Source organism: Anaerozeibacter quisquiliarum (assembly GCF_051162045.1).
Lineage (GTDB): Bacteria > Bacillota > Clostridia > Christensenellales > Aristaeellaceae > Anaerozeibacter > Anaerozeibacter quisquiliarum.
The window spans coordinates 52,908-79,068 of record NZ_JBISDI010000003.1 but is presented as its reverse complement, the minus strand read 5'-3'; the positions used below and the strand labels follow the sequence as shown (position 1 = coordinate 79,068).

The window sequence follows — 26,161 nt, the reverse complement described above, 5'->3', positions numbered from 1 at the left end:
CCGGTTGCCCTTCGCTGCACATTCATTCTCCCTCATAGATTTTGCGCAGCCGTGCGATCGCCTTGGACTGCAAATAGCGCACGTTTGCGTCGGAAAGGTTCATGCGGGCGGCCACTTCCTTTGAGGGCAAGCCGCTGTAAAACCGAAGCAGCAGGATGTCTCGCTCTCGCTCGGGCAGACGCAGGAGCACCGCCGCCAGTTGGTCGGCCTCGGCCTCAAAAATCAGCGCGTCCTCCGGCAGCGGGCGGGTATCCCGGATCGCCTCCCAATTGTCAAAGCGCGCATCCACGTGGGCGCAACTCGACCGGCGCAGCATGTCGCGCACCACGTTCCGCGTAATGGCGTATAGCCACGTGCTATGCGAACCGCGCGCCGGGTCATACGCGTCCCAGTTTTTGTGCGCATTGAGAAACACCTGAGAAACGGCGTCTTCGGCATCCTGCTCATTCCTCAAGTGGTGTCGCGCGTAGGCGCGTACCTTACCGCGATATTCAAGATACAGCGCCTCCACGCCCGGCAGATGGACCGGCTCAGCGTTCATCGTCCTTTTCCTGCGGGGCGTTCCATGCGCCATCCCCCGCCGCAAACAACGCATCGAGGTCGTCGTCTGCAAGCGTCCGCACCCCGGCGGGATGGCGCGCCTCGGCTTCCGCCGCCAACCGCGCGAGGCGCCCATCGCCGCGAAAGCGCAAGAAGTCCATCAGGCGCTCGATCTTGTGTTCGTTCATATGGTCAGACATACTGCTTACATTCATCGCAGTAGTGCTTTTTCCCAGACTCATCGGCCATCAGCATAGGCGCGGCAGTCCCACCGCAGAGAGGGCATTTCTTTGCCCTGAACATCCTGCTGGGGTCCGAAAACCAGCCGCCAGTCGCCGCGTCCAGTTCGCCGTCGTTCGCCTGTCGTACGTTTTGCACGTTCGTCTCGTTCTGCTCGTTACTCATCTCCTGCACTCCTTTCATATTGTCGCGTCACTTCAAAAATCCTTTCCGCAGTGCTCGCAGTGGAATTCCGCCGGAGCAGGGCGGCTGGCCCCCGGCGCCCAGATCACCGGGGCCATGCACTCGTGCCCGCAGGCAGGGCAGCGCTTTGCCCAGAAGTCGCCCGCGCCGCCGGCTACCGCATCCAGTTCATCGTTGTTCAGCGCTTGCTCGTTCTGTGCGTTCTGCCTGTTCTGCTCATCATTCATTTCCGACACCCCTTTCATCATTTGAACCCAAACTACGTCAGTGCAGGCTGCCTAGCGAATCATTGTACGTGTACATGCGAACAACAGGATTCATGCATGGACCGCAATAGAAGCGCATCCTGAGCGAGACTTCTCCCACAATCATGTCGATGACATCCAGCTCGAGCAGGCGCCCCTCGCACTCATGACCGCAGCTGCTGCATCTTAATCGAAGGCTCGCAGCCTTCGCCCTCGCACGCTCTTTAAGCGCTTTAAGATCCATTATACCCGCGGCACCCCCAGTCACCTCGTTCAGTTCGCCGTCCTGAAGGTTCAACGGTTGGTTTTTATCCGCCATGTGTATACCGCCTTTCTCCCATTGGGTTTCTTATTCGCTTTCCAGGTAAGCGCTGATTAAAGCACGCGTGCGGTGGGTTTGATCGGCGGTTACCTAGTATTCGTGATGCTCCATTGGGTACTTCCACCCGCAATAATCGCAGCGGTAGTATCCGTCATAGCGGGCCGTCATAACGAGCGACGCCCACTCCTCGCGCTTGCAGACGGGGCAGTCCTTCCTTTTGTACTTCCGAAAGCCGTCATCGTTGCCGCCGGACACCGCGTCCAAGTCACCGTCGTTCAGCACTTTCTCGTTCCGTTCCTTCTGCTCGCTACTCATGTGCTACACTCCTCCATCTCAATCGGCGTAGATGTATATAAAGCCGCAATCGTTGCACACGATTTTGCGATTCCACGAATCCTCCTTGCTTCTGACTACATTCGTTGATTTGCAGACTCTGCAACAGTTTTCGGGTGCAGGCGGGCGAGCCCTGCCCCCCGTAACGGAATCCAACCGTTCCTCGGTCATCGGCGCCTCATTTGCTTCCCCTTTGATATCGTTCGGTAGGTTGTCGTTCTTTGTCATGTGAATGCCACCTTTCTCAAGTTGGGCTGGCGCCCCCCCTAAGGCCCAATTGCCTTGGGTGTATGCGACTTGTCGAAATCCCACCCACAGTGCTGGCAGTGGAATTTTATCTCAAGGACTTCGCCTCGCCGGATTACCGGAGTTCGGCAGTTGCGCTTGCAGTTGGAACATTTCATGATGGCGGTATCTCCATTGTCCAGAAACCGAAAACCGCCGGTCACCTCGTTCAGTTCGTTGTCGTTCAACGCGTGTACGTTTTTCTCGTCACTCATGTCCTATACTCCTTTGCATTGTCGTATGGTCAAACACACCGCTTGTTCGGGTCGTTCCATGGTTCCGCGAAGCCCCCGGTCGCCCTGTCCAGTTCGCCGTGCTTAAGGTTCAACGGTTAATTGTTCTCCGTCATGTGAATGCCCCCTTTCTCAAATTGGGTTACTCTACCTGTTGATATGCCGCCCAAACGCGTTTGTTAGGCGGCATGGAAGAATATTTCAATACGTCGTGGTGTGCCCCACGTAGGCCGTGTCGTCCAAGCGTTGGCGTGCGACCAGCGCGGCGAAGGAGCCGTTCTTTGCGATCAGCTCGTCGTAGTTACCGTCCTCCACGATGCGGCCCTTTTCCAGCACGATCACGCGGTCGCACTGGCGTATTGTAGACAGCCGGTGGGCGATTACGATGCGGGTGGCCTTCATCGCGTCCAGCGATTGGGACACCTTTTTCTGAGTGATGTTGTCAAGCGCCGAGGTGGCCTCGTCGAACATCAACACCTTCGGCCCCGGCGCGACGGCGCGCGCGATCATCAGCCGTTGGCGCTGCCCGCCTGAAATGCCGCCCGAACCTTCCGAGATCATCGTGTGCATGCCCATCGGCATATCGCGGATGTCATCGGCGATGCCGGCCAGCTCCGCCGCGGCCCATGCCTCCTTTTGCGTGAGCCAAGGCGCGGACACGGTGATGTTGCTGAAGACGTCCCCCTGGAACAGCTTGCCGCCCTGCATCACCACGCCGATGTGGCGGCGCAGCGAACGCAGGTCGATGGTCGAGATGTCCTTGCCATCGTAGTACACCGCGCCCTTTTGAGGCTTCTCGAAGCCCAGCAGCAGCCTGAGCAGCGTGGACTTGCCGCACCCGGTCGCACCGACGATGGCTACGTACTGGCCCGGCTTTATTTTTAAGGAAATGTTGTCCAAGACCAGCGGCATTTCCTCGGCGTAGCGGAACGAGACGTTGTTCACCTCGATGCCGCCCGACAGACGGGTGATTACCCGCTTGCCCTCGGACACCTCCGGCTCGGCGTTCAGGATCGGTTCGACCATCTTAAGCGTTGGACGGATATTTGCCAGCGTCAGCGTGATGCCTGCCAGCGACATGAACGCCCCGGACACCATGCCATAGGACACGTTGAACGCCATGTAGCCAGCCACGCCCACCCCGGAAGTGACCGCGTAGAAGTAGATCGCGATGGTGCCCAGCATGGTCACCGCCGATGAGATCAGCGCCAGCAGCTCAAGATACAAGGGCGGCGCGTACCGCATCTCCGCCGCCTGGCTGTACACCCCCGACCACTTGGCAAACGCGCGCCGCTCCGCCCCGGCCAGCTTGATCTTCTGCACACCGGAAAACAACGCAAACACCAAGCCCGAAAGTTTGGCCCCCACCCGCATCGATCGCTCGGAGCGCTCGGTCTGAAGCAGCGTCGTGACCAGCGAGATCGCAGCCGTCGCCAACACGATTGCGAGCGCGGGCGCGACCAACCCCGGTGCGTAGCCGCCGATCTGCCCGATGTACGCAAGGGAAAAAAGGCTGGTCAGCCCGGTGGACAAGATCGTGTTCGCCAACATGCCGCATAGACTATTGATGCTCTGCGCGCGGCTTGACATTTCGCCCGAGCTGTATTCCTTAAAGAATGCCGCCGGGAGCGACAGCACCCGCATCATCGAAGCCGCTTGTACCGCGATGTTCATCTTGGTCTGCACGCGGCCTAAGATCAGCGAACGGGTAATGCCGATTAAGAGTGTGGAGACCGTCACCCCGATCATCAGCGCCGCCAGCGGAATCAATAGGCTTCCATCTCCGCCAGGGATGACCGCGCCGAACAACAGGTTGTTGACATACGGCGAGAGCATGCCGATCAGCATGGCTGCCAGCGCCGCCAGCGAGATGAGGATGAGATCGGAAGCCGAAAGCGTCTGGGCGATATAGATCAGCAGGTCGCGGATGCCGATCTTGCGCAAGGGCAATGGCTTATAAAAGCAAACCGCCGCCTCATCCAGATTTCCAGCAGTCTCGCGGGTTACCCTCACCTGCCTGCCCGAGCCGTAGTCGTAGTACGCGTACCCTGCGAGGCCGTTTGGCAGGATGGCCACCGGCGAACCTTCCTTCGTTCGCCCCAGCAGCGGCCCAACGGCATCCTTGTAAAACCCCTCGGTCAGCTTGACCAATCGGCGCATGATGCCGGACGGGCGCATCAGAAACTCGAGCTGCTCGTCTGGGTTGGTCAGGCTGTCTGGGAGTTCCACCGGCTTCACGCGGTAATACTTCAATATCTCGCCGATGGCGCTGGCGGCGCGGGTGCGCTCGTCCATCCGCGCTTCGGCGGTGCGCCTGCCCATGATCGCCCCGGATAGCGCGGCGAGCGATTGGGCAAAGCCGTCCTCGTCGTTCCGGATACGGTCCTTGATTTGTTCATCAAACCAGCCCATGACGCGCCCCCTTATGGGGCCTAAGCAAAACGAGTTTTGTCTAGGCCCGACTCCTTGGCTCCCTCTGAGGAGGGAGGCAAAGTGCAATCTATCAGCCGGCTTTCAGCTTATTACAACGGCCCATCATTCGTTGCTGACCAAGTTGGTGTAGACGCCATTGAGCGCATACAACGCGTCATGCGTGCCGCGCTCGACCACCTTGCCCTTGTCCATGACGATGATCTCGTCGCAGTCACGGATGGCCGACAGCCGGTGCGCAACCACGACGCAGGTAATGCCGCGATCTCGGATCGACTTAATTACATCGAACTCGGTCTTGGCGTCCAGCGCAGAAGTCGCCTCATCCATGATGATGATCGTCGGATCCTGCGCCAGCACCCGCGCGATCTCCATGCGCTGGCGCTGTCCGCCCGAGAAGTCCTTGCCGTTTTCCATGATCTTGTACTGGTAGCCGCCGTCGCGGCCCATGATAACCTCGTGCAGACTGGCATCGCGCGCGGCCAGAATCATCTCAAAATCCTCTATGGAAGAATCCCACATCTTGATGTTTGCGGCGATCGTGTCCTCGAATAGGATGATATCTTGATCGACCACCCCCAGCGAGCCGGTGAGCACCTCGCGCGGAATCTCCCCGATGGATTTCCCATCGAACTTGATTGCCCCGCGCCAAGGCCGGTATAGCCCGGAGATCAGCTTCGCCAGCGTCGATTTTCCACAGCCCGACGGCCCTACAAACGCCACGCGGCTGCCCGGCTTTAAGGTGAGATCAAAGTCCTCGATCAGCGCCTCTCCCAAGGGTGAGTAGCCGAAGGTCACCTTCTCCATTGTCAGCGCCCCGGAAAGCTTGAAAAAGTCCTGCTTCAGCAGTTCCTCGGCGGGTGTGTAGTGAACATCCGCCGGGTATTCCATCACGTCCTCGATACGCTCCATGCCTGTGCGCATTTCGAGGATGCTCTGATTCAAGTTGAGGAAGCTCTGCGCCGGGGCCATAAATGATGAAAGAAAGCCCTGAAAGGCCAGCAGCATGCCCACGGTGAACTCGCCGTTCATGATCAGCATCGTGCCCAGCATCAGGATGGCGAGATTGGTCAACTGACCGACCAGTCCCGGAATGCTGCCCCAATACTGCGTCAGCTTCATAGCCTCAACGCCCTGCGCGTTGACCGACGCCTGATACCCCGCCCAGCGCTCGAAATAGCCGTTTTCCGCGCCGCTGGCCTTGATCGTCTCGATCATCTCCACGCCAGCCACCGTCGTCCCGGCTAACTTGCCGCTATCGCGCATCGTCACGCGGGTCAGGTTGACGCGCTTTTGGGCGACATAGCGCCCCGCCAGCAGATTGATCGCCAGCGACGCGATACCCACCAGCGTCAACATTGCGCTGTACCGAAGCATCACGGTCAGGTAGAACACCAGCATCACGAAATCAAGCAAGAGCGGCGCGATCCGTGCGACGAGGGAAGAAGCCACCGCCTCGTTCTCGCCCTGCCGCATGCTGATGTCCCCGGCCATACGCTGCGAGAAGAATTCCATGGGCAGGCGCAGTACATGCCACATGAAGTTGGCGTTGGCGGTGACCGCCAGCTTCCCTTCGATTTTCAGCGCGTGGTGCGTTCGTATAAAGTCCGTAATCAACGTAAGCGCCGAGAACGCCGTCAGCGCGATCAGAAACGGCATCAGCCAATCGGGGTTCTGCCTTGTCAGCAGCCGATCCATGAACACGCGGGAGAACACCGTGGAAGCGACGCCGGTCAGCGCGCCGATGACGCTTACGGAAATGGCGAACGCCAGCGCCACTCCCGCCCCGCGCAACCGTTTTTGAACGAAACTCATCACGCTCTTCGGCTTGCCGCCCGGCTGGAACGCGGCGGTCGGCGTAAACATCAGCACCACGCCGGTGAAGGCCTCATCGAACTGCTTCAGCGGCACCTCCACCGTGCCGCGCGCCGGGTCGTTGAGTACCGCCTTCCCGCGCTTGAAGCCGTTCAGCACCACGAAGTGGTTGAAGTTCCAGTGGATGATGCAGGGGAACGTACCCTGCGCGGCCAATTGCTCCGGCTCCATGCGGTAGCCATTGGCATTCAGCCCGTAGCTGCGCGCGGCCAGCAGCACGTTCTTGGCGCTGGAGCCGTCGCGCGACACGCCGCAGTCGCCGCGCACCTTTTCCAACGGCAGCCACTTCTTATGATAAGCCAGCACCATCGCAAGGCAGGCCGCACCGCATTCCTGCGCTTCCATCTGCATCACGACCGGCACCTTGACGTAACTTTTGCTCATCGCGCCACCCTAGTTGGTCAGAAAGTCCAGCGGCCGCACCGAGTCCACCGTCACCGCTACCGGCACCACGCCGTCGGGCAGGCCGGGGACGTCGGCGGTCACCGGGATGCTCCAGTCGGTGAGATGCAGCATTTCAGCCAGATAGTCGCTTTGGAGCGCCACCCTGACTTCGGCCCCGGACAGCGGCATCTTTGCCACCGACTTGACCATGCCCGCCACGCCGCCCGCTTTTACAGGCATTCCTTCGCGCACCTTCGCCGCCTGCTCGACGGGCAGGTAGATCGTCGCCTCGCCGTCCTTCACCACCCCCGATGCCGGAATGGTGGTGGGCAGCGCGCTGAACATTCCCCACACGAACGCCGCCGCCAGCAGCACACCGACCGCCCCTAGCGCCACCCACAAGCTCGGCCCGGCCACGCGGATATAGTCGTCCAGCTGCTCAGGCCCGGTCACCCGGTCCAAGCTTCTCTTGCGAAATATCTTCTCGCTCATGCGGACTACTCCCTTCGTAGGGGCCGATGTGGGCATCGGCCCCTACGGACGTATCTCGTCCTTATACCTCTTGATCGCCTTAGCCGCCGCAGGCACGATCTTCGAGAGATCAAAGAATCGGCATCACGAGAACCTGGTACCGTGTTATGCCAAAACCGTCGGGCAAGCCCGGCGCGCAAAGGCAGGCGCATACCTACGGCTTTCAGCGTCCCGGTTCTATTCCATCACCAAAATATTGTATGGTAACAAATGGGGGGTAGCTACCGGAATCGTGCTTGATTTCCGGCATTTTCTGCTGCATTTTCTAGGTAAGCGCTGATTAAAGCACGCGTGCGGTGGCGCGCTGAATTTTCGTCAGATTGCGCTTGCAAAATTTGAAGGCGTAGCGGCGCTACGTCGAGGATTTTGCAGGCGCAAGATGGCGCAAAGGCAGCCGCCTCCGCGCGTGGGATTTGATCGGCGGTTACCTAGAATCGAGTATTTTCGGCACGGTATTGAGACGGGGTCAGGCCCGTTTTCCGCTTGAAGACCTTTGCGTAATTTCCGTTATAATCTGCGCCGCATTCGGCAAAAGCCTGGGCGACGGACAGATTGTCATCGCACAGCTTTTCTTTGATCTTCTCGATCTTAACGCGCTGATAGAAGGTAAAAGGCGTCATTCCGGTATGTCTTTTGAATAGGCGGGCATAGTGGTATCTGCTCATATGAACGATATCCGCCAGTTTGTCCGCGTCAAATTCCTCCTTCCAATGGTCCTCGATATACTCTTTGCCCTTCATGATTTCGTCTCTTCCCTGATAATGCCGGGACGTCATAAAAACCGTCACGATATATTGCAATCGGTTCCCATCATCGCAGATCGGAAACGCGGTCATGTTGTGATATATACTGCCGGAAACCAATTCCCTGCTGTGGCCCAATCGTTCGACGATTTCCTGATATGGGACCTTCACGTCATACGCGTGAACCACCTCGCCCCGGTAGGCCTTGGCGACGAAGTCTTTCACGCCCCATTCCTCCAGCACGGGATCTTGCGCGACATTTTGCTTCTTATACAATTTTTCAGGGTTTGATATTCTGGCAAACTCCAAAAAAGCGTCATTCGCCAAGAGCATCGTCCCATCCGCCGCGCATATGTGCATCGGATAGGGAAACCGCTTCACGATCTCCGCAAACAAGTCCTTGTTTTCATACAGCGACTGGAAAGGCCATTCGTTTTGCTCCGTTATGCCTTCTTCCTGTACAGGGGCTATCTTCCGCCTTCCGTCAGCCGGCTTTACGGCATTCTTGGGAATGAGCCACATATTGCCCTTTTTCACTGCGCCATCGATCCTGCCCTCGGTGCAGTAAAGCGTCACCATCCTGATCCCAAGCCCCCATTGATCTCCGGCTTCCCTGACCGTCATATACTCCATGGCCCGCACCACCTTTATACATACACTTCATCAGTATACTGCGAGCTATGGTATGTTGCAAGAACCGGCAACATCATCGTTTGGTTTGCGTAAGTGATCGGACGCCAGCCGCGTTGGCATACAGAATCCCGGCGGCGGACGGCATCGCCTACAGGCCTCAATGATATTGGCGTGATTATTTCCTGCAGCACCGAGGCGGAAGGGGTAACAAGCAGTCCGGTCGTACGCAATGGCGCACTCGCGATCAACCCAATCCCATGGACGTTAACTGAGGCGGAAGTGCCCAGGGAGGATAATGCGGGTTCCATCAGGCCGATCACCATAGCTTTGTCTGACTTAACACTTGGGAAAGACCTCGCTTCTGCTCAAGTCAATACCACCAGAGGGGTGGTTGTCTGGAAATCAGTTGATGTCAGCAAGGTCAACAAGAACAGGGCGCGCGGTGTGGAGGTGAAGATCATCTCGAGGCTGCTCGGCCACGCCAACGTGGAGATCGCCTGCAACCGGTACATTCATTTCTTCGGGGGCGATATCGGCGACACGCTTCGGCAGGCAGTTGGGGCGTAAACAAGGAGCACAAGGCGGGCGGCTCTGCCGGGAACGGCAGAGATGTCCGCCCTTTCTATGCCCATTCTGCCATCAAAATGGCCGTAGAGGGTCAATTCCGATATTGATAATAACGACGAATTGGGTGCCGGGATCAGGCCTTTGTGCAGACGCGCCACCGACTGCAGGGTTACCAGTCACTTGGTTCATTGTTCCCGCTTGCCCGAGCGCGTGCTTCTCAAAGCCATCTCATAGGATTACCTTCCCGGGGTTGAGGATGCCCTTGGGGTCGAAGGCGGTTTTTATGCTGCGCATCAGGGCCATTTGGCGTTCTCCTACGCTTTGGCGGAGGTAGTCTCGTTTGGCGTGGCCGATGCCGTGCTCGCCGGAGACTTGACCGCCGAGGTGGGCAGCGCGGGCATAGAGGCGGTCCATGACCTCCTTGACCGTTGATTCCCAGCGTTGCTGCGGCATGTCGTCCTTGCAGACGTAGATGTGCAGGTTGCCGTCCCCGGCGTGGCCGAAGCTGCGAATGCGCACGGCGTACTGCGCTGACAGTTCTTTCGTGTAGGCGACGAACGACGCGACGCGGTTGATGCCTACGACGACGTCGCATTCGTCCATGACCGGGGTTGAGGCGCTGATGGCCTCGAGGAAGGCGCCTCGGGCGGTCCAGATCCTGTCTTGCCGGTCTTGGGTGTCTGAGATGAACACGTCTTGCGCGCCCGCACCCAAGCAGATCTCGGCGGCGTCCTCGACCATTTTTTTGATTTCCACGTCGGAATTGGCGTGGTAGGAGACGATCAGGTAGGCGCCGGACGACGTGTGGGGGAAGCCCTTGCCCAGGTACTTTTCGGCCTCGTCCAAGACCTCGCGCTCAGCGTATTCCAGCGTTACGGGGATAGCGGGGATGTGGAGGAGCTGCTTGACGCAAGGCATGCAGTCGCCGATGTCGTCAAAGGGCACCAGCAGCGACACGAAGCGCTTGGGCATTGGGATCACCTTGAGCGTCAGTCGGGTGACGATGCCCAGCGTGCCTTCGCTGCCCGCCATCAATTGAAGCAGGCTGTAACCGCTGCTGCTCTTGACGGTATCGCCGCCGAGCTCGAGCACTTCGCCGTCTGAAAGCACCACCTCGAGCCCCTTGATGTAGTCCCGGGTCACGCCGTAGCGCACCGCCCGCATGCCCCCGGCGTTGGTCATCAAATTGCCCCCGATCGTGGCGCTCTTCTCGCCCGGATCGGGGGGATAGAATAAGCCCTGCTTCTCCAGGTGCTCGGCCAACTGCATCAAGAGCACCCCGGGCTCGACGGTAACGCTGAGCGTGTCGGCGTCCACACTAAGGATTCGGTTCATGCGGGAAAACACCAGCAGGATGCCGCCCAATACCGGCACGCATGCGCCGCACAGCCCGGTTCCGCTGCCCCGGGGCGTCACCGGCAGGCCCTGGGCGTTGGCGTAGCGCAGGATGTCCGCAACCTCCCGCATGGACACGACCTCCACAGCCACCTCCGGCGCGTGAACGCCGTAGAGCGGCATCTCATCGCGGCAATAGTCGCTGTGGATGTTCTCGCCGGTCAATACCCGGTCTTTTGCGGTCACCCCGATCAGGAAATCCACGTCTTCCGTGGTCAATTTGCGAAATGTCATGATATATCCCTCATTCGCGCCGACTTGATTTGGGCGATCAGCCTGGGCACAATCTCATACAGGTCGCCCACGGCAGCGTAGCCCGCCAGGCGCATGATCGGCGCGCCCGCGTCTTTGTTGATGGCGAAGATGGTCTGCGCGCCCTTGATGCCGGCGGTGAACTGCACCGCGCCCGACACGCCGCAGGTGATGATCAGCTTAGGGCGCACCGAGCGCCCGGACAGGCCGATCTGCCGGGTATAGTCGGCCATGCCGTTTTCCACCAGCGGACGCGTGCAGGCCAGGCTCCCGCCCAGGAGCCGCGCCAGCTCCGTCAGCATGGCGATGTCCTTCGCCTTTTGAATGCCGCGGCCCGCCACGACAAGGCAGTCGGCGTGCTCGATGCCGGGCGCGACCGACCTTGGCCTGATTCCGGATAACGCAATGTTTGAAACCAGAAAGGCCGCCTCAATCGGCACCCGTTCAATCACGCCACCGGTAAATTGCGGCTCGGCGGCCTGCATGACCCGGTACCGGACTGTGGCGAATTGGGGCCGCGTGTGCTTGGTCACGATCTGCGCCATGATGTTGCCGCCAAACGCGGGGCGGGTCTGCACAAGCTCGCAGTCCTCGCGCATGTCAAGGCCGGTGCAATCGGCGGTGAGGCCCGTCTTGAGGCGGGCAGCCACGCGCGGCGCCAGGCTGCGCCCCACGTTGGTAGCCCCAACCAGCACCGCCGCGGGCATGACGCGCCGCGCGCAGTCCTCGAACACATTGGCGTAGGTGTCGGCGCGGAAGTAGCGAAGCGCCTCGTCTTCGTAGACAAGCACGCGGTCGACCCCATGGCCGACCAGCGCCTGGGCCGACCTCTCCATGCCGCATCCGACCAACAGGCAAGACACCTGCCCGCCCGCAGTTTCGACCAAGTGGCGCGCCTTGCCGATCAACTCGTAGACGACCGGCGCGATGTTGCCCTGGCTGTGCTCGGCGTACACCAGCACGCCCTTTGACGCCCCGATGTCCGCCCCCTGGTGGGCCGACGCCAATTCCAGGCTGAGCGCCTGCCTCGGGCACGCCTTCAGGCACAATTTGCACAGCCGGCAAGCCGCCGATATGTGCGCTCGATTGTTTCGGATCTCTATCGCCCCGAAGGGGCAGGCCGCGGCGCACCGGCCGCAGCCGTCACATGCATGGTCGTTTACTCGGATCATAAGACTGCTCCCGTCACGTTATTCCCGCACCAGCAATTTGAGCTCGACCAGCTTGTCGTAGAGCCGCGCCGCCACCGCTTCGCCACTTCCCGTGAACATTTCCGGCGGCGGGCCCATCTCCGGCGGAAAAATCCGCTCCACCTGGGTGGGTGAGCCGTTGAGCCCATAGTGGGCGGGATCGGTATCCACGAGATCGGCAAGCCCCAGCCGCGCAATCGGACGATCCCGCGTCTTCACCATCAGCCGGTAGGAAGGCAGGCGCGGCCGAAAGATCCCCTTTTCCACCGTAATCAAGCAAGGGTAACCCATTTCGGCATCGGCCGTCAGGTTGAGCATGTCCTGCTCGACGACGATGCGCCGCTCATTCACATTCAGAATGCGGCGCACCCAGCTTACGTGGGGCATCCCCAACTGCTCGGCCAGCGCGGGCCCCACCTGTGCGGTGTCGCCGTCGGTGGTCTGGCGGCCGCAGATGATGATGTCGAACGGGCCCTTCGCGCGTATGGCCTGAGACAGCGCGTAGCTGGTGGCCAGCACATCCGACCCGGCCAGCGCGCGGTCGGTCAACAGAATCGCTTCATCGACGCCCATGGCGTAGGCTTCGCGCAAGATGGCCTCGCTATCAGGCGTGCCCATGGTCAACGCCGTGATGGTGCTGCCCGCCACCGCCGCGCGAATGTTAAGCGCGGTTTCGATGGCGTATTCGTCGTAAGGGTTCAGTTTGCCTTCCAGCCCGGCGCGCATGATGACGCCGGTTTTCGGGTCAATCTCCACCTTGTCGGTGCTGGGCACCTGTTTGATGCAAACCAGGATTCGCATTTGCGCATTCCTCATTTAGTCCACGCCCTCACCGGCCATTTCGGCAAGCCAGCGCTCGCACAGCATCAGCGAGCGCGGCAGGTGGAAAAATCCCTTCCATTTCCCGCCTTTGAGCGTAAACGCGGGCGAGCCGTCCCGCTCCAGATAGCCGTACCATTCGCCGCCGCCCGCGCGGTCGGAGAAGTGGTCAAAGCTATATGCGCACAGCCGCTCGAACCAGGCTTCATGGGCGGCGCTGCCCGTCAATTTATGGGCCAGCAGCATGGCGTTGATGGCCTCTACATGAACCCACCAGATCTTCATATTGCCCTCGATCTTGTCGAGCGGGTACCCCTTGTAGTCCCGGTAATAGAAGATGCCGCCGTGCTTCTCATCCCACCCGTTTTCGACACTCCAAAGCATCATCTCGGCGCAATCCTCGACCATCGCCTGATCGCCCCGGGCATGGGCCACGTCCATAATCAGCCACAGGATCTCCAGCGCGTGGCCGGGGTTGAGCAGCCGCCCCTCCATGACGTCGAGCAGGTGCCCGCCATCCTCCAGCACCCGCTCAAAGACCAGCTTGCGCTCCCGGTCAACATGGCGGGCGAAGAAGGTGCGGAGCGTTTCCTGCACCACGGGTTCGACGACATCGTCGGGCAGATAGCCCATCAGTTCTCGCGCCATCGTCATCTGGATCATGGGGAAGCTCATGGCGCACAAACTGCGCGCGCCGGGCATCTGCTTGTTCCACTGGCCCTTGGGGTTGTGCTGGCGCTGCTGAATGCGCCGGTAGAGCCGAAGCGCCTCGTCCTTGGCCCAAGCCTCGCCGGACACCCGGGCGTACTGCGCGTAGGCGGTACACAAAAAGCAATCGGCGTAGATGTTGTAAGGCGCGATCAGTGGGTTGCCCTGGTTATCCAAGGAGAAGTAGGTATCCCCGCCCGGCGCTTTCGCGTGAGCGCGCATAAATTCGGCGCCATGGCGCGCGGCCTCCAGCCATTCGGGCCGGGTGCCATACACCTGACAGAGCTTCGAGAACATCCAGATTTCGCGCGCCTGCATCCACGAGAATTTGTCGGTGTCAAACACGGTTCCATCCCGTTCCAGGCAGCTATGATACCCGCCGTTTTCCCGGTCTATCGAGTGATTGAGCCAGAATGGGATCACCGATCTGAACAGCTCATCTCGAAATTGCTTGTGATACGCCTCAATCTTCTGTCGTTGCATCTTGGTGTCCTCCTATTTGATCGCGCCCGCGGTCATGCCCTTGATGAAGTACTTGCTCATGGATAGGTACAGGATCATCACCGGGACGATTGCGATGGCCAGCCCGGTAAACAGCATATCCCACGCGGTGGCATACTGCCCCATGAAACTGGTCAGGCCCAGCGGCAACGTCTTGAACTTGTCGCTTTTGATGAAGACCAGCGGGAAGAAAAAGTCGTTCCAGATCGGCACCGCGTTGTAGATGGTGACCAGCGCCACCGACGGCATGATGACGGGCATGACGATGCGCCGGTAGATCCTGAGCTCGCCGCAACCGTCGATCGTGGCGGCTTCGCTTAATGAACTCGGGATCGTGCGCATCGATCCCGCCAGGATGAACACCGTGCTGGGCAGGCCCATGGCGATGAAGATGCAGATGACGCCGATGGGCTTGTCGTACATGCCGAGCGCCTTGACGATCTGAAACAGCGGGATGACCGCCGCCTTGAGCGGCAGCATGATCCCACTGAGAAACAGCATGTACACCAGGATGTTGCCCCGGAACCGGAAGCGCGAAATGCCGTAGGCCGCCAAGGACCCGAACAGCAGCACCATGGCCATGGCGGAACATGTGATCCAGAGGCTATTGTAGAAATATCGGCCGAACCCCCGATCGACCCATACTTTGACGTAGTTGCCAAACTCAAATTCCGTGGGCAGGTCAAACGGGTGCATCAGGATGTCCTTGGAACGCTTGAACGAGCTCATGAGCATATTGAACAGCGGGTACAGAATCAGCAGCACGTATCCAATCAGCAAAATCTGCACCAGGATGATCACGGTCCTTTTGAGGGCACCGGCCCCTTTAAAACGCATCGTCATCATCTACACCTGCACCTCCTTGGAACGCGTGACCCAGATGGACAAAAGCGATATGAAGAAGGTGACGACATAGATGATGACCGCGATCGCCGAACCCATGCCAATTTGCGGCGCGCCCGAGTCGACCGAGCCAAAGGCGGTCCGGTAGAACAGGGTGCTGATGGTGTCCGTCGCGTAATTGGGCGGACCATCCAGGCCCGCCATGGTGTAGACCTGCTCAAACACGTTGAGGCTCCCGATGATCGTCAGCACCGTAATGACCGTGATCGAGGGGATGATCAGCGGAAAGATCACCTTCCAGAACGTGCGCCATTCCCCGGCACCGTCAAGCGTGCTGGCCTCGATCAATTCTTCGTCTACTGCGTCAATCGCGGTCATGAACACGAGCGACGGGAAGCCTATCCAGCGCCAGATGTTGACGGCGATGATCGAGTAGGTGGCGACCTTGCCGTCGCCCAGCCAACTGAGCGCCAGATCATTGAGTCCAACTGCCCGCAGGAAGGTGTTGAGCAGCCCGCTGGGCCGCATGTACAATCCCCACAGGTAGCTGACCGCGACAATCGAAAACATGACCGGGATGAAGATCAGCCGCCGGTATACCTGCGAACCGCGAATCTGGCGGCTCATCACGTATCCGATTAGCAAACTGACGGTGTTTTGAATCAACATGGTCGATAAAAACCATTTGGCATTGTTGCCCAGGGCGTTATAGAACCGCTCCTTGAAGGGGTAGGCCGTAAACAGGTTCCTGAAGTTTTCCAGACCGACAAAATCGCCGCGGATCAACTGATTCCACGAAAACAGGCTGTTGGCCAGCGACATAAACAGGGGCAGCAGGATAAAGACGCCCACAACCAGCAATCCGGGCGCGACAAAGAACGCAATCCACAGCCATTGCTTATGGCGCCTTGCTATCGCTCGTTGATTGTCCATAGACACTTCCTCTTCTCATACGCAATCGCGCGATAAGCCATAGAAACGCCGTGGGAAACGCGGGCGCACGCACCTGGTTTTCCCACGGCTGAGGCTTCATTCAATCGCCGTTTATACGCTTATTGGAATGGCGCGTAGTAGACCGCGATGCCGTCCTGCACCTCTTTGCACACCTGCTCGGCGGTGTAGTCGCCGGTAAACATGGCTTGCGCGGCCGCTTGGAACAGCGAGGAGCCGGTGGGCTGCTGGTAGCGGAAACCGACCAGGAAGACGTACGGGGTGTTGCCCTGGGCCTGTAGGTCGAGCACCTTGGCGATGAACGGGTTGGTGGTAACATCGACGTTGGGGACGGACGTGATCATCTGGAGCTCATCCACGACCTTCTTGCCAAACTCGGGCGTGGCCAGGTACTTCAGCAGCTTCAGCGATTCGGCCTGGTGCGTCGACGCCGCATTGATCGAGTAGTTCATGTCGGCGTAGACCGATACGTACTTCGGCGTGCTCTCGGTTTCGCCGGGCACCGCGAAGATGTCGTACTTGATGTCCGGATTCATGTTCAGGAAGGTCGCCGCTTCAAAGGAGCCGCCGATAAAGTGGGCGCTCATGCCCATGGAGAAGCTGGTCTGCATGTCGGTATAGGGCACGCCCTCAAACTGCATGGGCATGAAGGGCTTGAGTTCGTTGAGCTTGTCAACCGCGTTAACAAAGATGGGATCCGCGAAATTGGTCTCGCCCGCGACCACCTTGTCAAAGAAGCCATTGCCGCCGTACCATGTGGCGCCCACGCCGCCCAGCATCAACTCGCAGATCCATCCTTCCTTGGTGCCGTTGGCAAGGCCTGTGTAGCCCGCGTCAGTGCAGGCCTTTAGGTTTGCGATGAACTGATCCCAAGTCTTCGGAACAGTCAGGCCCAGTTCCTTGTAGATCTCCGTGTTGTAGTAGCAGAAGATGGTCTGGCTGAGCGCCGGGACGCCGTAAACCTTGCCGTCCGAGGACGTCGCGCCCGCCAGCTTGGCCGCGTCAAAGTCCTTGAGCTCGGGCATCAGTTCGTCGAGTGCCACCATGTAGCCGGAATCGGCAAAGGTCTGAAGTCCGCCGTAAGCGCGGCTCATGAACACATCGGGGCCACTGTCGCCCGCCAGGGCCGCGGCCAGTGTCGTATTGTAATCGGTGCTCTTGATCGCGTTCTGCACGATCTTGATGCCGGGGTTCGCGGCCTCGAATTCGGCGATGACCCCATCGAAGAACTCCGTGTCCTCCGGGCGCCAGGTCCAGAAGTTGAGCTCGACTTCGCCGCCGTCATCGGCATAGGCCATCATTCCAAATGTCGCACAGGAGAGAACCATCGTGAGGGACAGACATAACGCCAGAACCTTCTTGCTTAACTTCATGTTTCCCCTACCTCCATAATCCATTATGATTCCGAGCCCCGCCCAGTGGTCTGACCACTTGAAGGATATCATAATTTTTTTACAAAGTCAAGATGCTCGGTCAATAAATCCAGCGCTTCTTGCACCGTCCCATTTTCGATCTTTTGAGCGATTTGCATGTGTTGTAAGTAGAGAATTTCTCCATTGTCGTTTTGTTGCATGATTTTGGATACGTTGAAGCGAACCGACTGCGCCATCATGTACTGCACGCAGGACAGCGCCTGCTTGAGGATGTAATTGTCGCTCATCTCCACGATCTCGCGGTGAAACGCCACGTCGGCGCTGACGTTCGACCCAATGTCCCCGTGGTCCAGCGCCCAGCGCATATCGGCGAGGCACCGCCTCAGCCCCGCGGTATCCCGAACCGGCTTCTCCATCACCAGCCGAACCGCCTCGCATTCCAAGAGCCTGCGGAAATCCAGCAGATCCTCCTCCATTTTGTCGACCTTGAGGAATAGCGGCGAAATGGTGTTCAGAAAGTGGGTCACATTCAAATCGCTGACAAAGCTGCCTTCGCCATGGCGCACTTCAATGACGCCGATGATCTCCAGCGCGGCCAGCGCCTCGCGCAGCGACGCGCGAGAGACCCCCAGTTGCTCGGTCAGGACCCGCTCCGCCGGGAGCCGGTCGCCCACCTTGAGCGCGCCGGTCTTCATCATGCCCATGACGCTTTCGACAATCCCTTGAGAGACCTTGCATCTTCCTTCGCCGCCTGCCGTCATCGGTTCCACGGCTCCCTTCATTTCGCGTTCTGTGTTTCTTCCAAATATAAGTAGAATGCGCCGCGCTCGGAAGGCGCGCTTTGCGATCGCACATGGAAGCGCGATGTGGGAAGGTTGCGGGCAAATTCCGTCAGCACGGTCGGGATTTTCTCCAGCACGCCGCCCTTGACCGCCACCAAGACCCGCCCGTCAAAGCCCATGCGCGCATAAAGCTTTTCTGTAAGGGTGGCCAGCGACCGGCCGGCCTCGCGCAATAGCGCCAGGGCAAGGAGATCTCCCGCCGCGGCCATTCGATTGATCAGCGGCAGCAGCGCCGCGATCTCGCCCTTGGGCGCCGTATGGACCCACTTGACCACCCCCCATACGTCGGTGTCAAGGGACGACAATATCTCCCGGGACAGCGCTCTGTATGCCCCGCCGCCGTCGTAATCCTGGGTGATCTGAACGAGCGCCTTGCGGCAAATGTCATAGCCGCTACCCTCGTCCCCCAGTATATTGCCCCAACCGCCGCGCCGGCAAATCCGGTCCGCGCGCTTGCCGTAGGCGATGGAGCCGGTGCCTGCGATGACCAGGATGCTGTCCGCGCCATGGGTGATCGCGTATAAGGCCATCAGCGCGTCGTCCTCGACCCGAACGGCCGCCTGGGCAAAGCGCCGGCACAGGTACGCCGTCAACCGCTGCCGGTTGTCGCCTGCGTAGATGCCTGCGGCTCCGACGTAGATGCGCGCGTTTGGCCCGGCCCCGCGCAGACATTCCTCAGTCACGTCGCCGATGTGCTCCATCGCGGCCCTTGGATCCACCAGCATGCTGCCGTAGCCGCCCTGCGCCTCGGCATGCAGGTTGCCTTCTTTGTCATACAGCGCCGCGCGGGTACGGGTGCCGCCCGCGTCGATGCCGACGATCCACGTTTCCGCGCTCATGCTTCCCCCAACGCCTGCTTGAGACGGCCTTCGCTCTGTGCAAGCAGTTTTGCGGCTTCCTCCGGCGGCAAGTGCTTTTTCAGCATGACGATCGCGGTCTTGACGCTGTCCCCCGACGCTTGAAGGGTCTGCCCGGCTTCGTCCTGCGTACATCCCGTAACCTCCATGATGATGCGCTTCGCCCGCGCCAAAAGCTTGGAATTGGTCGGCCTGACATCGACCATCAAATTGCCATACACCTTGCCGAAGCGGATCATCGTGCCGGTCGAAATCATGTTGAGCACCAGCTTTTGCGCCGTGCCCGACTTCATCCGCGTCGACCCGGTCACCACCTCCGGCCCCACGTCGACGACGACCGCGATGGAGCTAACCGCCTCCATCGGCGACGCCTTGCTGCAGACGACGCAGGCAGTCGCCGCGCCCAGCGCCCGGGCATACTCGAGTGCGCCGATCACATACGGCGTGCGCCCGCTGGCCGCAAGGCCGATCAGCATATCCCGCGCGGAAAATCCGATCCCTTTTAAATCCCTGACGCCCAGCTCGCCGCAATCCTCCTTGCCCTCGCTGCTGCGCACCAGCGCGTCCTCGCCCCCCGCAATCACGCCCACAAACAGATCGGCCGATACCCCATACGTAGGCGGGCATTCCGACGCGTCCAGCACCCCCAGCCGCCCAGAAGTCCCCGCTCCAATATAGACGACGCGCCCGCCCCCTCGAATCACCTTCTCCGCGCGCTCCACCACCAACGCAATCTCACCAAGCGCCCGCCCCACAGCCCGCGGAACCTCCATATCCTGCTCATTGATCATCCTGAGCATATCAAGAATCCCACCCTCGTCAATCCCCATCGTCGCCGGGTTGCGATTCTCCGTATCCGGAACATATCCCTCCATCTTCAAAACACCCCTCCTTCCATACAATCCCGCGCCCCAAAACCGCGCACGCCCCAACCCCATCCCGTGGTCTGACCACATACAGTCTATACGTCCCCCTCAATATGGTCAAGCCCTTTTTTCGTCTCCCAACCCCAAATTCCCTCTCATAGGTCCGCCAAAAGAGCAAACCGCTCTCCACGCCGGGATTTGCTCATGACTATGCGACAAATCCAAGGCGTTGGCTAGCAACCCATACGCGCGGGGCGTGGAGGTGAAGATCATCTCAAAACTGCCGGGCCACGCCAGCGTGGAGATCACCTGCAACCGGTATATTCACTTCTTCGAGGGCGAAATCGACGACACGCTTCGACAGGCGGTTGGGGCGTGAGTAGCGGGGAAAGAGCGGGCAGCCTTGGCAAGGCTGCCCACTTAATCCATATAACCCAGACGGCATGCATGCTCTGGTCCACTTATGCCGCCTGATGTTTAACGATCTGGCGGTATTCTGTCAGTTACATCTTATCTGTCTTGTGCAGGAAGATGTCCACCAGATCCTCAACGCCCCGTGCCTCGCGCATCCGCTTCATCTGTCCGGCTTCCTCGGCGCAAAGCTTTGATACCAACTCGAGAACCTGGGCGGCTTTATCCGCCGGGAATTTGCACGCGCCGTTCTCGTCCATGTGAATGATCTCGCCCGGGGCCACATCCATGCCGCAGACGGAAACCGGCACGTTGATCGCGTCGATCTGGAAATCTCCGTGGCCCGGGCACACGCCGGTGAGAAGGTACTGAAAGTCCATATCGCGGATCTCGTTCATGTCCCGCGACGGGCCATCGGAGACCACGCCTACGCAGCCCATCCGCTTCATTGCGGTCGTCATGTTGCCACCGGCCAGGCCGTTTTTGTTCTTGATGTGTTCGGGCAGCGCCTGTTCCATGACGACGATGACCGGTTTCGGGGAAGCGTCGATCGCGCGCAGCACATCGCCAAAGTTCAGGCGGCCGAAGTGGGCGTCAGGCATGCCGTAGCGCACCGTCACTGCGTAGCCGGCCCGCGGACCGAGTTCGGGGAAGATACAGCGGATGCGCTGATCGGTGTACCAGTTGACCGCCCAGGGGTTGTAAAGGCCCAGGCAGCCGTTTTTGTCGCCAGGGTAACTGGCGACCACATTGGTGATCGAGGCGGTGTCAAACCTGGCCAGCTGTTCCAGCATTTCAATTGGTTGCATTGGCAACGTCCTCCCGTTTTTTAGTGCGCCCAAGCGCTGGTATCGTACTCGAAGCCCAGACTGCGGTTGGTTTCCGTAAGCGCCTGATAGAGGTTCTCCCCGATCTCAAATCCATTGACGCGAGCCTTCTCATATCTGCGCCACTCGATTTCCCCGGGCATCAGGATCTCGTCAAAGCCCTGAGCGGGACGGAACGCCTTGACAAGGCTGATAAAGGAGTCAACCCGGGCGCGGAACGTCGAAACGTCCGTAAAGGCGGACGGGTCAATCACCGTGAAGAAATCTGCAAGATCCGAGCCAAGCGCATCCTCGCGGATTCTCCTGAGATTCTCCTCCTCCATGTCGAACGCCACGCCGCCCAGTCCCGCGGCGATCAGGCAAATCATGATCGCAAGCCCGGAGCCCTTGTAGTCGCCGAAGGGCCGCATGGCACCCTCCAATGCTTCGGAAGCGACAGCCGTCGGTTGCCCGTCAGGCCCGAAAGCCCAGGTGTCGGGGATGGGCTTGCCCTCGATTTTAGCCACCGCCACCTTCCCCTGCGCGACGATGCTGGTCGCGGCGTCGAAAACCACCGGCGGGTTTTGCATTGCCGGTATCGCGATGCTGACCGGGTCGGTTCCCAATACGCGCTGGTTCGTGCCCCACACCGCAGTACACGCGCCCGCGTTGCACACAGTCAGCCCGATCATGTTTTCTTTTGCGGCCATCATCGTATAATAGGCCAGGTAGCCGATGTGGTTGGCGTGTGTGACCGACACGCTGGCGCAGCCTGTATTGCGCGCCTTTTCAATGCACAATTGCATGGCAAAAGTGCCGGAGACGAGGCCAATGGCGTTGTCCGCGTCCAATAGCGCCGTGGAGGGCGTCTCCCGCAATACCGTGAAGTTCGGCTGCGCGTTATATCCTCCTGCGCGCAGCTTTCGAGTATAGAACGGGATCCTCGATAGTCCGTGGGACGCGAGTCCTCGCATTTCCGCCAGCGTCAGATGATCGGCAACGATCTCCGATTGCGCCGCGGAACTTCCCATGTGCTGAAACAAGCGGGAAAGATAGTCTCGCGACTGTGCCTCGGACACTCTGATACTCATCATAACACCCCGCACAAAATATGTCCCGTATACTACGATAAGCCCTTGGCGGCCGGGCTGTCAAGGGCTGACGCGCGGGCATCGATTCCAATTGCGCATGGAAGGATTCTAATAAGCGTTTAACCGGTCAGATCCTTTTTCTGATTGAAAGGTAGTTTTCAAACACGCGGCAGGCCGGGTTGAGCGTGGTGGATTTCAGCCAGACGAGCGCGGTTGTACTCGGGATGTCCTCTTCCAGCTGTATGATCCTGCAGCCGGGCATCTCGTAGTGGTTCATCACCTTCTCCATCGCCAGCGAGATCGCGTCGCCCTTGCGGACGAAGCCGAAGGTAATCTCTGGTTTCCCGCTGACGGCGTAGACAATATTGGGCGCAAAACCGGCCTTGGCGCATGCGTTGACGCAGATTCTGTGCAGGTCAGACTGGGTTGTGGGCAACAGGAACCGCTCGTTTTTAAGCTCGGTCAGTGAAACGCGGTCGCGTCTTGCGATCGGGTGTTTTTCGGAGACGAGCGCGATCAAGTGGTCGACCACCAGCGGCGTGATGTTGAAAACCGCCGGATCCAGATAATCGGTGCGCATGATCGCGAAATCGCTTTCCATCCTTCGGAGGTTTGCCAGGACCAACTCGCTCTCGGTTTCAATCAAATTAAAGCCGATCTTCGGATGCATCGAGCGGAATTCGGAGATCGCGTCGGTCAGGTGGTATTGCGGCATCACCGGAATGGCCACGATGTTGATGACGTCGTTTTTGTCCTCAATGAATTTTGCGATATCGGATTGCATTTTATTGAAAGCGCTTAAAATGGAATACGCGTGATCGAGGAAACACGCGCCGGCCGGCGTCAAGGTGATGTTTCGGCGTTTTCTGGAAAACAGCTCGACGCCCAACTCGTTTTCCAGCGCCATGATCTGCTTTGAAAACGATGACTGGGAGATGTTGTTTTCAATTGCCGCAGCCGAAAAATTCCCGATGGTGGCGGCAGATATGAAGTAGCGGATCTGAAACATATCCATTGGCGGACCGCATCCTTTCCGTTCCGTCAGGATCTTCTTCTTCCCGGACGGGTTTTCTTGAGAATCCCCATATTCTCCAAATTTGAATCAAGTTACGTCGTCCCTCATCCTCTCATACAGGGATTATATCATAGTTTCCTTCAAATTCAATTGAATGTTTCCGTTTCGGTATCGGTTGATTCCGTTTTTGACTTCCATCAACGCCTAGATTGGTTGACAGTGAAAGGACCGTACCGTATGATGGACTTGCCGCCAGTGCCGCGGCAAACAGAGGAGGGTGGATTTATGAAGAAGATGGTCGGTGTCAACACGCCGATCTGCGCGCCCATGACCGCGGATCAGCGGATCGACTACGAAAGCCTCGTCAGCCTTTGCGAATTCCTGATCCAAAAGGGCGTCCACGGCTTGTACCCCAACGGCTCCACCGGAGAAATGGGCTATCTTTCAACGGATGAGCGTAAGAAGATCCTCGAGGTGTGCGTGAAAACGGCTGCGGGCCGCGTGAACGTATTCTCCATGGTCGGCGCGATGTCCACCGCCGAGACCATCGAACTGACGCAGCATGCCCAGGCGTGCGGCGCGGATGGCGTCGGCGTTGTGACACCCTATTACTTCAAGCTGGACGCGGACGAGCTGATCGAGCACTTCGTGTGCGTCGCCAAGAGCGTTTCACCCGATTTCCCGATCTACCTCTACGGCATTCCGCAGCTCGCCGTCAACGACATCACGCCGGCGCTCGCGCAGCGCATCGCTGACGGCGCGGAGAATGTGGTGGGCATCAAGTACAGCTACCCGGATATGCCGCGCCTGATGAAGTTTATGAATATCAATGGTGGCCGCTTCTCCGTGCTTGCCGGTCCGGACGACCTGTTCTATCCCACGCTGGCCACCGGCGGCGACGGGACGATTTCCGGAAATTCCAACGTTATTCCAGAGTATTTCGTCGCCATCTACAACGCCTTCATGGCGGGTAACCACGGCCTGGCGAAGGATCTCCAGCGCAAGACCAACCGGCTGATCGACGTCATCAGCGGACCCAACAACATCGCGCGATATAAGGAAGGCCTCAAGCGCCGCGGCGTTATCCGGTGTGCGGCCGTCCGCAGCCCACTGCGCACCCTCACAGACAAAGAGCGTGCCGAGTATTTCGAAGCAATTGACCGACTGGGCTACACGGAAGTATCCGAGGCGTAGCGCGCGCAAGCATTCCATTTGTGAATCGACCGATGATAACATCGAATTGTTGACGAAAGCGGAACATGATATGATGGTATTGATGGCAGAATCGATTAATATGGAGGTGTACTTCAATGAAAATCGGCAAATCCATGTTGTCCATGTTGCTGACGATGCTTTTGATGGTTACGCTGCTTGCGGCGCCCGCGATGGCGGAGGAAGCCAAGAAGTTCGACGTGACGCTCAACGTCGTCGGTGTCAACAACGTTATTTCCGAAGTTATCCTGGCGCATCAGGACGAACTGTATGAGAAGTACGGCATCAAGATCAACTTTCAGCAGTTCAGCAACGAGCAGGCTTCCAACAAGCTGGCGGTCAGCTTCGCGGCAGGCGGAAGCGACATCGACGCCTTCATGTTCCGCCCGCTGGACGAGACGCTTCTGTTCGTACAAAACGGCTGGCTCGAGAACCTGCAGCCCTACATCGACGCCAATCCCGAAGCGGCCAAGATTGACGACTACTACCCCGCCTCGCTGGGCCTTAGCAAAAACCCCGCCACCGGCGATATCGTCGGCTTCCCGCTGATGGTCGAAAGCGCGGTCGTATTCTACAACAAGACCCTCTTCGCGGAAAAGGGCATCGAGATCCCCACCACGATGCAGGAGATGTATGACGCGGCCGCCAAGCTGGACGACCCCGACAACGACATCTACGGCTTCGCGTGCCGCGGCGCAGGCAACCCGGCGGTCACCCAGTTCTCAACCTTCCTGCGCGCGTTCGGCGCCGACTTCTTCGACGCGGAAGGCAATGCCGCCATCAATACGCCCGAAGCCATCGAAGCGTTCGAGTTCTACGGAAAGCTGCTGCGCGACTACGGCCCGGACGGCGTGCTGAACATGGGCTGGACCGACACCTGGAACCTGTTCACCCAGGGCAAGGCCGCGATGCGCCTAGACGCCAACACCAACATCGGCAGCTGGGATCCGGACAACTCGCTGATCACGCTGGATGAAATCGGCTACTTCCAGATCCCCGTCGGCCCGAAGGGTACCCACGGCGACTTCCTGATCACCGCGTGGGCGGTCGGCGTCAGCTCCGGCTCCGCCAACAAGGAAGCTGCGTACACCTTTGCAAACTGGGTGGCCAGCCCCGAGATGCAGATCGAAGTGCAGAAGAAGGGCGGCTCCGGTGCCCGCGCTTCCTGCTGGGCCGAGAGCTACAGCACCTGGCCGACCGAACTCCAGACAGTGACCGACGACGCCGCCAAGGTGGCCGTCTCCACGGACCGCCCGTACATGATCAACGTCGCCAAGGCTCGCGACATCATCGGCCAGGTGATCGTCGCCGCCATCGAGGGCAACGCAGACATCGCCGCCCTCGCCAACGAGAAGAACGCCGAGTTCCAGGCACTGCTGGATTCCGAGAAGAAGTAACCATTCCACCCCGGTACGCCGCGCAGCGCTTGCTTAACGGCAAACGTTGCGCGCGCTTTTTAGATAAGAAAGGTCGCCCGTACAGTGG

27 protein-coding genes are annotated in these 26,161 nt (G+C 59.3%); 3 read left to right on the top strand and 24 right to left on the bottom strand.

Going from position 1 to position 26,161, the window contains the following annotated elements; translation table 11 throughout:
• Positions 1–22: 22 nt before the first annotated feature.
• The 11 genes from ACH6CV_RS02095 to ACH6CV_RS02045 all read right to left on the bottom strand — a co-directional run bounded on the left by ACH6CV_RS02095 (position 23) and on the right by ACH6CV_RS02045 (position 8,977).
• Positions 23–541 (bottom strand): RNA polymerase sigma factor, encoded by a 519-nt coding sequence (locus ACH6CV_RS02095; protein WP_456356496.1) that lies wholly within the window; start codon positions 539–541, stop codon positions 23–25.
• The gene (locus ACH6CV_RS02090; RefSeq protein WP_456356495.1) at positions 531–728 is read right to left on the bottom strand and encodes a hypothetical protein; all 198 of its coding nucleotides are present in this window, start codon (positions 726–728) and stop codon (positions 531–533) included. The genes ACH6CV_RS02095 and ACH6CV_RS02090 overlap by 11 nt, the downstream gene beginning before the upstream one ends.
• Before the next feature lie 4 nt (positions 729–732).
• Positions 733–945 carry a hypothetical protein gene (locus tag ACH6CV_RS02085; protein ID WP_456356494.1) on the bottom strand — a complete coding sequence of 71 codons (213 nt, stop codon included), beginning with the start codon at positions 943–945 and terminating at the stop codon, positions 733–735.
• Between the two features lie 32 nt (positions 946–977).
• On the bottom strand, positions 978–1,190 hold the full coding sequence (locus ACH6CV_RS02080; protein WP_456356493.1) for a hypothetical protein: 213 nt from the start codon (positions 1,188–1,190) through the stop codon (positions 978–980).
• Positions 1,191–1,227: 37 nt separating this feature from the next.
• Entirely contained in the window at positions 1,228–1,527 is a 300-nt protein-coding gene (locus ACH6CV_RS02075; RefSeq protein ID WP_456356492.1) for a hypothetical protein, read from the bottom strand.
• 93 nt (positions 1,528–1,620) lie between these two features.
• Complete coding sequence (locus ACH6CV_RS02070) at positions 1,621–1,845, bottom strand: hypothetical protein (RefSeq protein ID WP_456356491.1); 225 nt, start codon at positions 1,843–1,845, stop codon at positions 1,621–1,623.
• 284 nt (positions 1,846–2,129) lie between these two features.
• Positions 2,130–2,363, bottom strand: a complete 234-nt coding sequence (locus tag ACH6CV_RS02065) for a hypothetical protein (protein WP_456356490.1) — start codon at positions 2,361–2,363, stop codon at positions 2,130–2,132.
• Between the two features lie 219 nt (positions 2,364–2,582).
• The gene (locus ACH6CV_RS02060; protein ID WP_456356489.1) at positions 2,583–4,793 is read right to left on the bottom strand and encodes an NHLP bacteriocin export ABC transporter permease/ATPase subunit; all 2,211 of its coding nucleotides are present in this window, start codon (positions 4,791–4,793) and stop codon (positions 2,583–2,585) included.
• Positions 4,794–4,916: 123 nt separating this feature from the next.
• Positions 4,917–7,070 (bottom strand): NHLP family bacteriocin export ABC transporter peptidase/permease/ATPase subunit, encoded by a 2,154-nt coding sequence (locus ACH6CV_RS02055; RefSeq protein ID WP_456356488.1) that lies wholly within the window; start codon positions 7,068–7,070, stop codon positions 4,917–4,919.
• Between the two features lie 9 nt (positions 7,071–7,079).
• Complete coding sequence (locus ACH6CV_RS02050) at positions 7,080–7,562, bottom strand: hypothetical protein (RefSeq protein WP_456356487.1); 483 nt, start codon at positions 7,560–7,562, stop codon at positions 7,080–7,082.
• Positions 7,563–8,029: 467 nt separating this feature from the next.
• The gene (locus tag ACH6CV_RS02045; RefSeq protein ID WP_456356486.1) at positions 8,030–8,977 is read right to left on the bottom strand and encodes a helix-turn-helix domain-containing protein; all 948 of its coding nucleotides are present in this window, start codon (positions 8,975–8,977) and stop codon (positions 8,030–8,032) included.
• A gap of 171 nt (positions 8,978–9,148) precedes the next feature.
• On the opposite strand from ACH6CV_RS02045, the gene ACH6CV_RS02040 reads away from it, so the two are divergent.
• On the top strand, positions 9,149–9,544 hold the full coding sequence (locus ACH6CV_RS02040; RefSeq protein WP_456356485.1) for a hypothetical protein: 396 nt from the start codon (positions 9,149–9,151) through the stop codon (positions 9,542–9,544).
• 228 nt (positions 9,545–9,772) lie between these two features.
• Here ACH6CV_RS02040 and ACH6CV_RS02035 read toward each other — a convergent pair whose 3' ends face one another.
• From ACH6CV_RS02035 to ACH6CV_RS01975, 13 genes are all read right to left on the bottom strand, one after another.
• On the bottom strand, positions 9,773–11,173 hold the full coding sequence (locus tag ACH6CV_RS02035) for an FAD-binding oxidoreductase (protein WP_456356484.1): 1,401 nt from the start codon (positions 11,171–11,173) through the stop codon (positions 9,773–9,775).
• A complete protein-coding gene (locus tag ACH6CV_RS02030) occupies positions 11,170–12,363 on the bottom strand; it encodes an FAD-binding protein (protein WP_456356483.1) in 1,194 nt (397 codons plus the stop codon). The genes ACH6CV_RS02035 and ACH6CV_RS02030 overlap by 4 nt, the downstream gene beginning before the upstream one ends.
• Positions 12,364–12,381: 18 nt before the next feature.
• Positions 12,382–13,182: an electron transfer flavoprotein subunit beta/FixA family protein gene (locus tag ACH6CV_RS02025; RefSeq protein ID WP_456356482.1), complete on the bottom strand. Its 801-nt coding sequence runs from the start codon at positions 13,180–13,182 to the stop codon at positions 12,382–12,384.
• Positions 13,183–13,197: 15 nt separating this feature from the next.
• Positions 13,198–14,391, bottom strand: a complete 1,194-nt coding sequence (locus ACH6CV_RS02020) for an AGE family epimerase/isomerase (RefSeq protein WP_456356481.1) — start codon at positions 14,389–14,391, stop codon at positions 13,198–13,200.
• Positions 14,392–14,403: 12 nt separating this feature from the next.
• A complete protein-coding gene (locus ACH6CV_RS02015) occupies positions 14,404–15,255 on the bottom strand; it encodes a carbohydrate ABC transporter permease (RefSeq protein ID WP_456356480.1) in 852 nt (283 codons plus the stop codon).
• The gene (locus ACH6CV_RS02010; RefSeq protein ID WP_456356479.1) at positions 15,256–16,185 is read right to left on the bottom strand and encodes a carbohydrate ABC transporter permease; all 930 of its coding nucleotides are present in this window, start codon (positions 16,183–16,185) and stop codon (positions 15,256–15,258) included.
• Positions 16,186–16,304: 119 nt separating this feature from the next.
• Positions 16,305–17,576, bottom strand: coding sequence for an ABC transporter substrate-binding protein (locus ACH6CV_RS02005; protein WP_456356478.1), 1,272 nt, complete (start codon positions 17,574–17,576; stop codon positions 16,305–16,307).
• 68 nt (positions 17,577–17,644) lie between these two features.
• Positions 17,645–18,337: a FadR/GntR family transcriptional regulator gene (locus ACH6CV_RS02000; RefSeq protein ID WP_456356563.1), complete on the bottom strand. Its 693-nt coding sequence runs from the start codon at positions 18,335–18,337 to the stop codon at positions 17,645–17,647.
• Positions 18,338–18,354: 17 nt separating this feature from the next.
• Positions 18,355–19,257 (bottom strand): N-acetylglucosamine kinase, encoded by a 903-nt coding sequence (locus tag ACH6CV_RS01995; protein ID WP_456356477.1) that lies wholly within the window; start codon positions 19,255–19,257, stop codon positions 18,355–18,357.
• Positions 19,254–20,150: an N-acetylmuramic acid 6-phosphate etherase gene (gene murQ, locus ACH6CV_RS01990; RefSeq protein ID WP_456356562.1), complete on the bottom strand. Its 897-nt coding sequence runs from the start codon at positions 20,148–20,150 to the stop codon at positions 19,254–19,256. The genes ACH6CV_RS01995 and murQ overlap by 4 nt, the downstream gene beginning before the upstream one ends.
• A 494-nt stretch (positions 20,151–20,644) precedes the next feature.
• On the bottom strand, positions 20,645–21,361 hold the full coding sequence (locus ACH6CV_RS01985) for an RraA family protein (protein ID WP_456356476.1): 717 nt from the start codon (positions 21,359–21,361) through the stop codon (positions 20,645–20,647).
• A gap of 20 nt (positions 21,362–21,381) precedes the next feature.
• Positions 21,382–22,452, bottom strand: a complete 1,071-nt coding sequence (locus ACH6CV_RS01980) for an Ldh family oxidoreductase (protein WP_456356475.1) — start codon at positions 22,450–22,452, stop codon at positions 21,382–21,384.
• A 124-nt stretch (positions 22,453–22,576) separates the two neighbouring features.
• Positions 22,577–23,464: a LysR family transcriptional regulator gene (locus ACH6CV_RS01975; protein WP_456356474.1), complete on the bottom strand. Its 888-nt coding sequence runs from the start codon at positions 23,462–23,464 to the stop codon at positions 22,577–22,579.
• A gap of 285 nt (positions 23,465–23,749) precedes the next feature.
• Between ACH6CV_RS01975 and ACH6CV_RS01970 the strand changes: the two genes are divergently transcribed.
• Positions 23,750–24,658, top strand: coding sequence for a dihydrodipicolinate synthase family protein (locus ACH6CV_RS01970; protein ID WP_456356473.1), 909 nt, complete (start codon positions 23,750–23,752; stop codon positions 24,656–24,658).
• Between the two features lie 116 nt (positions 24,659–24,774).
• A complete protein-coding gene (locus ACH6CV_RS01965) occupies positions 24,775–26,073 on the top strand; it encodes an ABC transporter substrate-binding protein (protein WP_456356472.1) in 1,299 nt (432 codons plus the stop codon).
• Positions 26,074–26,161 lie beyond the last annotated feature (88 nt).

Excerpts from the sequence above, each read along its gene's own strand:
- ACH6CV_RS02095 (WP_456356496.1), bottom strand. The coding sequence starts at position 541 with ATGAACGCTGAGCCGGTCCATCTGCCGGGCGTGGAGGCGCTGTATCTT.
- ACH6CV_RS02090 (WP_456356495.1), bottom strand. The coding sequence starts at position 728 with ATGAACGAACACAAGATCGAGCGCCTGATGGACTTCTTGCGCTTTCGC.
- ACH6CV_RS02085 (WP_456356494.1), bottom strand. The coding sequence starts at position 945 with ATGAGTAACGAGCAGAACGAGACGAACGTGCAAAACGTACGACAGGCG.
- ACH6CV_RS02080 (WP_456356493.1), bottom strand. The coding sequence starts at position 1,190 with ATGAATGATGAGCAGAACAGGCAGAACGCACAGAACGAGCAAGCGCTG.
- ACH6CV_RS02075 (WP_456356492.1), bottom strand. The coding sequence starts at position 1,527 with ATGGCGGATAAAAACCAACCGTTGAACCTTCAGGACGGCGAACTGAAC.
- ACH6CV_RS02070 (WP_456356491.1), bottom strand. The coding sequence starts at position 1,845 with ATGAGTAGCGAGCAGAAGGAACGGAACGAGAAAGTGCTGAACGACGGT.
- ACH6CV_RS02065 (WP_456356490.1), bottom strand. The coding sequence starts at position 2,363 with ATGAGTGACGAGAAAAACGTACACGCGTTGAACGACAACGAACTGAAC.
- ACH6CV_RS02060 (WP_456356489.1), bottom strand. The coding sequence starts at position 4,793 with ATGGGCTGGTTTGATGAACAAATCAAGGACCGTATCCGGAACGACGAG.
- ACH6CV_RS02055 (WP_456356488.1), bottom strand. The coding sequence starts at position 7,070 with ATGAGCAAAAGTTACGTCAAGGTGCCGGTCGTGATGCAGATGGAAGCG.
- ACH6CV_RS02050 (WP_456356487.1), bottom strand. The coding sequence starts at position 7,562 with ATGAGCGAGAAGATATTTCGCAAGAGAAGCTTGGACCGGGTGACCGGG.
- ACH6CV_RS02045 (WP_456356486.1), bottom strand. The coding sequence starts at position 8,977 with ATGGAGTATATGACGGTCAGGGAAGCCGGAGATCAATGGGGGCTTGGG.
- ACH6CV_RS02035 (WP_456356484.1), bottom strand. The coding sequence starts at position 11,173 with ATGACATTTCGCAAATTGACCACGGAAGACGTGGATTTCCTGATCGGG.
- ACH6CV_RS02030 (WP_456356483.1), bottom strand. The coding sequence starts at position 12,363 with ATGATCCGAGTAAACGACCATGCATGTGACGGCTGCGGCCGGTGCGCC.
- ACH6CV_RS02025 (WP_456356482.1), bottom strand. The coding sequence starts at position 13,182 with ATGCGAATCCTGGTTTGCATCAAACAGGTGCCCAGCACCGACAAGGTG.
- ACH6CV_RS02020 (WP_456356481.1), bottom strand. The coding sequence starts at position 14,391 with ATGCAACGACAGAAGATTGAGGCGTATCACAAGCAATTTCGAGATGAG.
- ACH6CV_RS02015 (WP_456356480.1), bottom strand. The coding sequence starts at position 15,255 with ATGATGACGATGCGTTTTAAAGGGGCCGGTGCCCTCAAAAGGACCGTG.
- ACH6CV_RS02010 (WP_456356479.1), bottom strand. The coding sequence starts at position 16,185 with ATGGACAATCAACGAGCGATAGCAAGGCGCCATAAGCAATGGCTGTGG.
- ACH6CV_RS02005 (WP_456356478.1), bottom strand. The coding sequence starts at position 17,576 with ATGAAGTTAAGCAAGAAGGTTCTGGCGTTATGTCTGTCCCTCACGATG.
- ACH6CV_RS02000 (WP_456356563.1), bottom strand. The coding sequence starts at position 18,337 with ATGACGGCAGGCGGCGAAGGAAGATGCAAGGTCTCTCAAGGGATTGTC.
- ACH6CV_RS01995 (WP_456356477.1), bottom strand. The coding sequence starts at position 19,257 with ATGAGCGCGGAAACGTGGATCGTCGGCATCGACGCGGGCGGCACCCGT.
- murQ (WP_456356562.1), bottom strand. The coding sequence starts at position 20,150 with ATGGAGGGATATGTTCCGGATACGGAGAATCGCAACCCGGCGACGATG.
- ACH6CV_RS01985 (WP_456356476.1), bottom strand. The coding sequence starts at position 21,361 with ATGCAACCAATTGAAATGCTGGAACAGCTGGCCAGGTTTGACACCGCC.
- ACH6CV_RS01980 (WP_456356475.1), bottom strand. The coding sequence starts at position 22,452 with ATGATGAGTATCAGAGTGTCCGAGGCACAGTCGCGAGACTATCTTTCC.
- ACH6CV_RS01975 (WP_456356474.1), bottom strand. The coding sequence starts at position 23,464 with ATGGATATGTTTCAGATCCGCTACTTCATATCTGCCGCCACCATCGGG.
- ACH6CV_RS01970 (WP_456356473.1), top strand. The coding sequence starts at position 23,750 with ATGAAGAAGATGGTCGGTGTCAACACGCCGATCTGCGCGCCCATGACC.
- ACH6CV_RS01965 (WP_456356472.1), top strand. The coding sequence starts at position 24,775 with ATGAAAATCGGCAAATCCATGTTGTCCATGTTGCTGACGATGCTTTTG.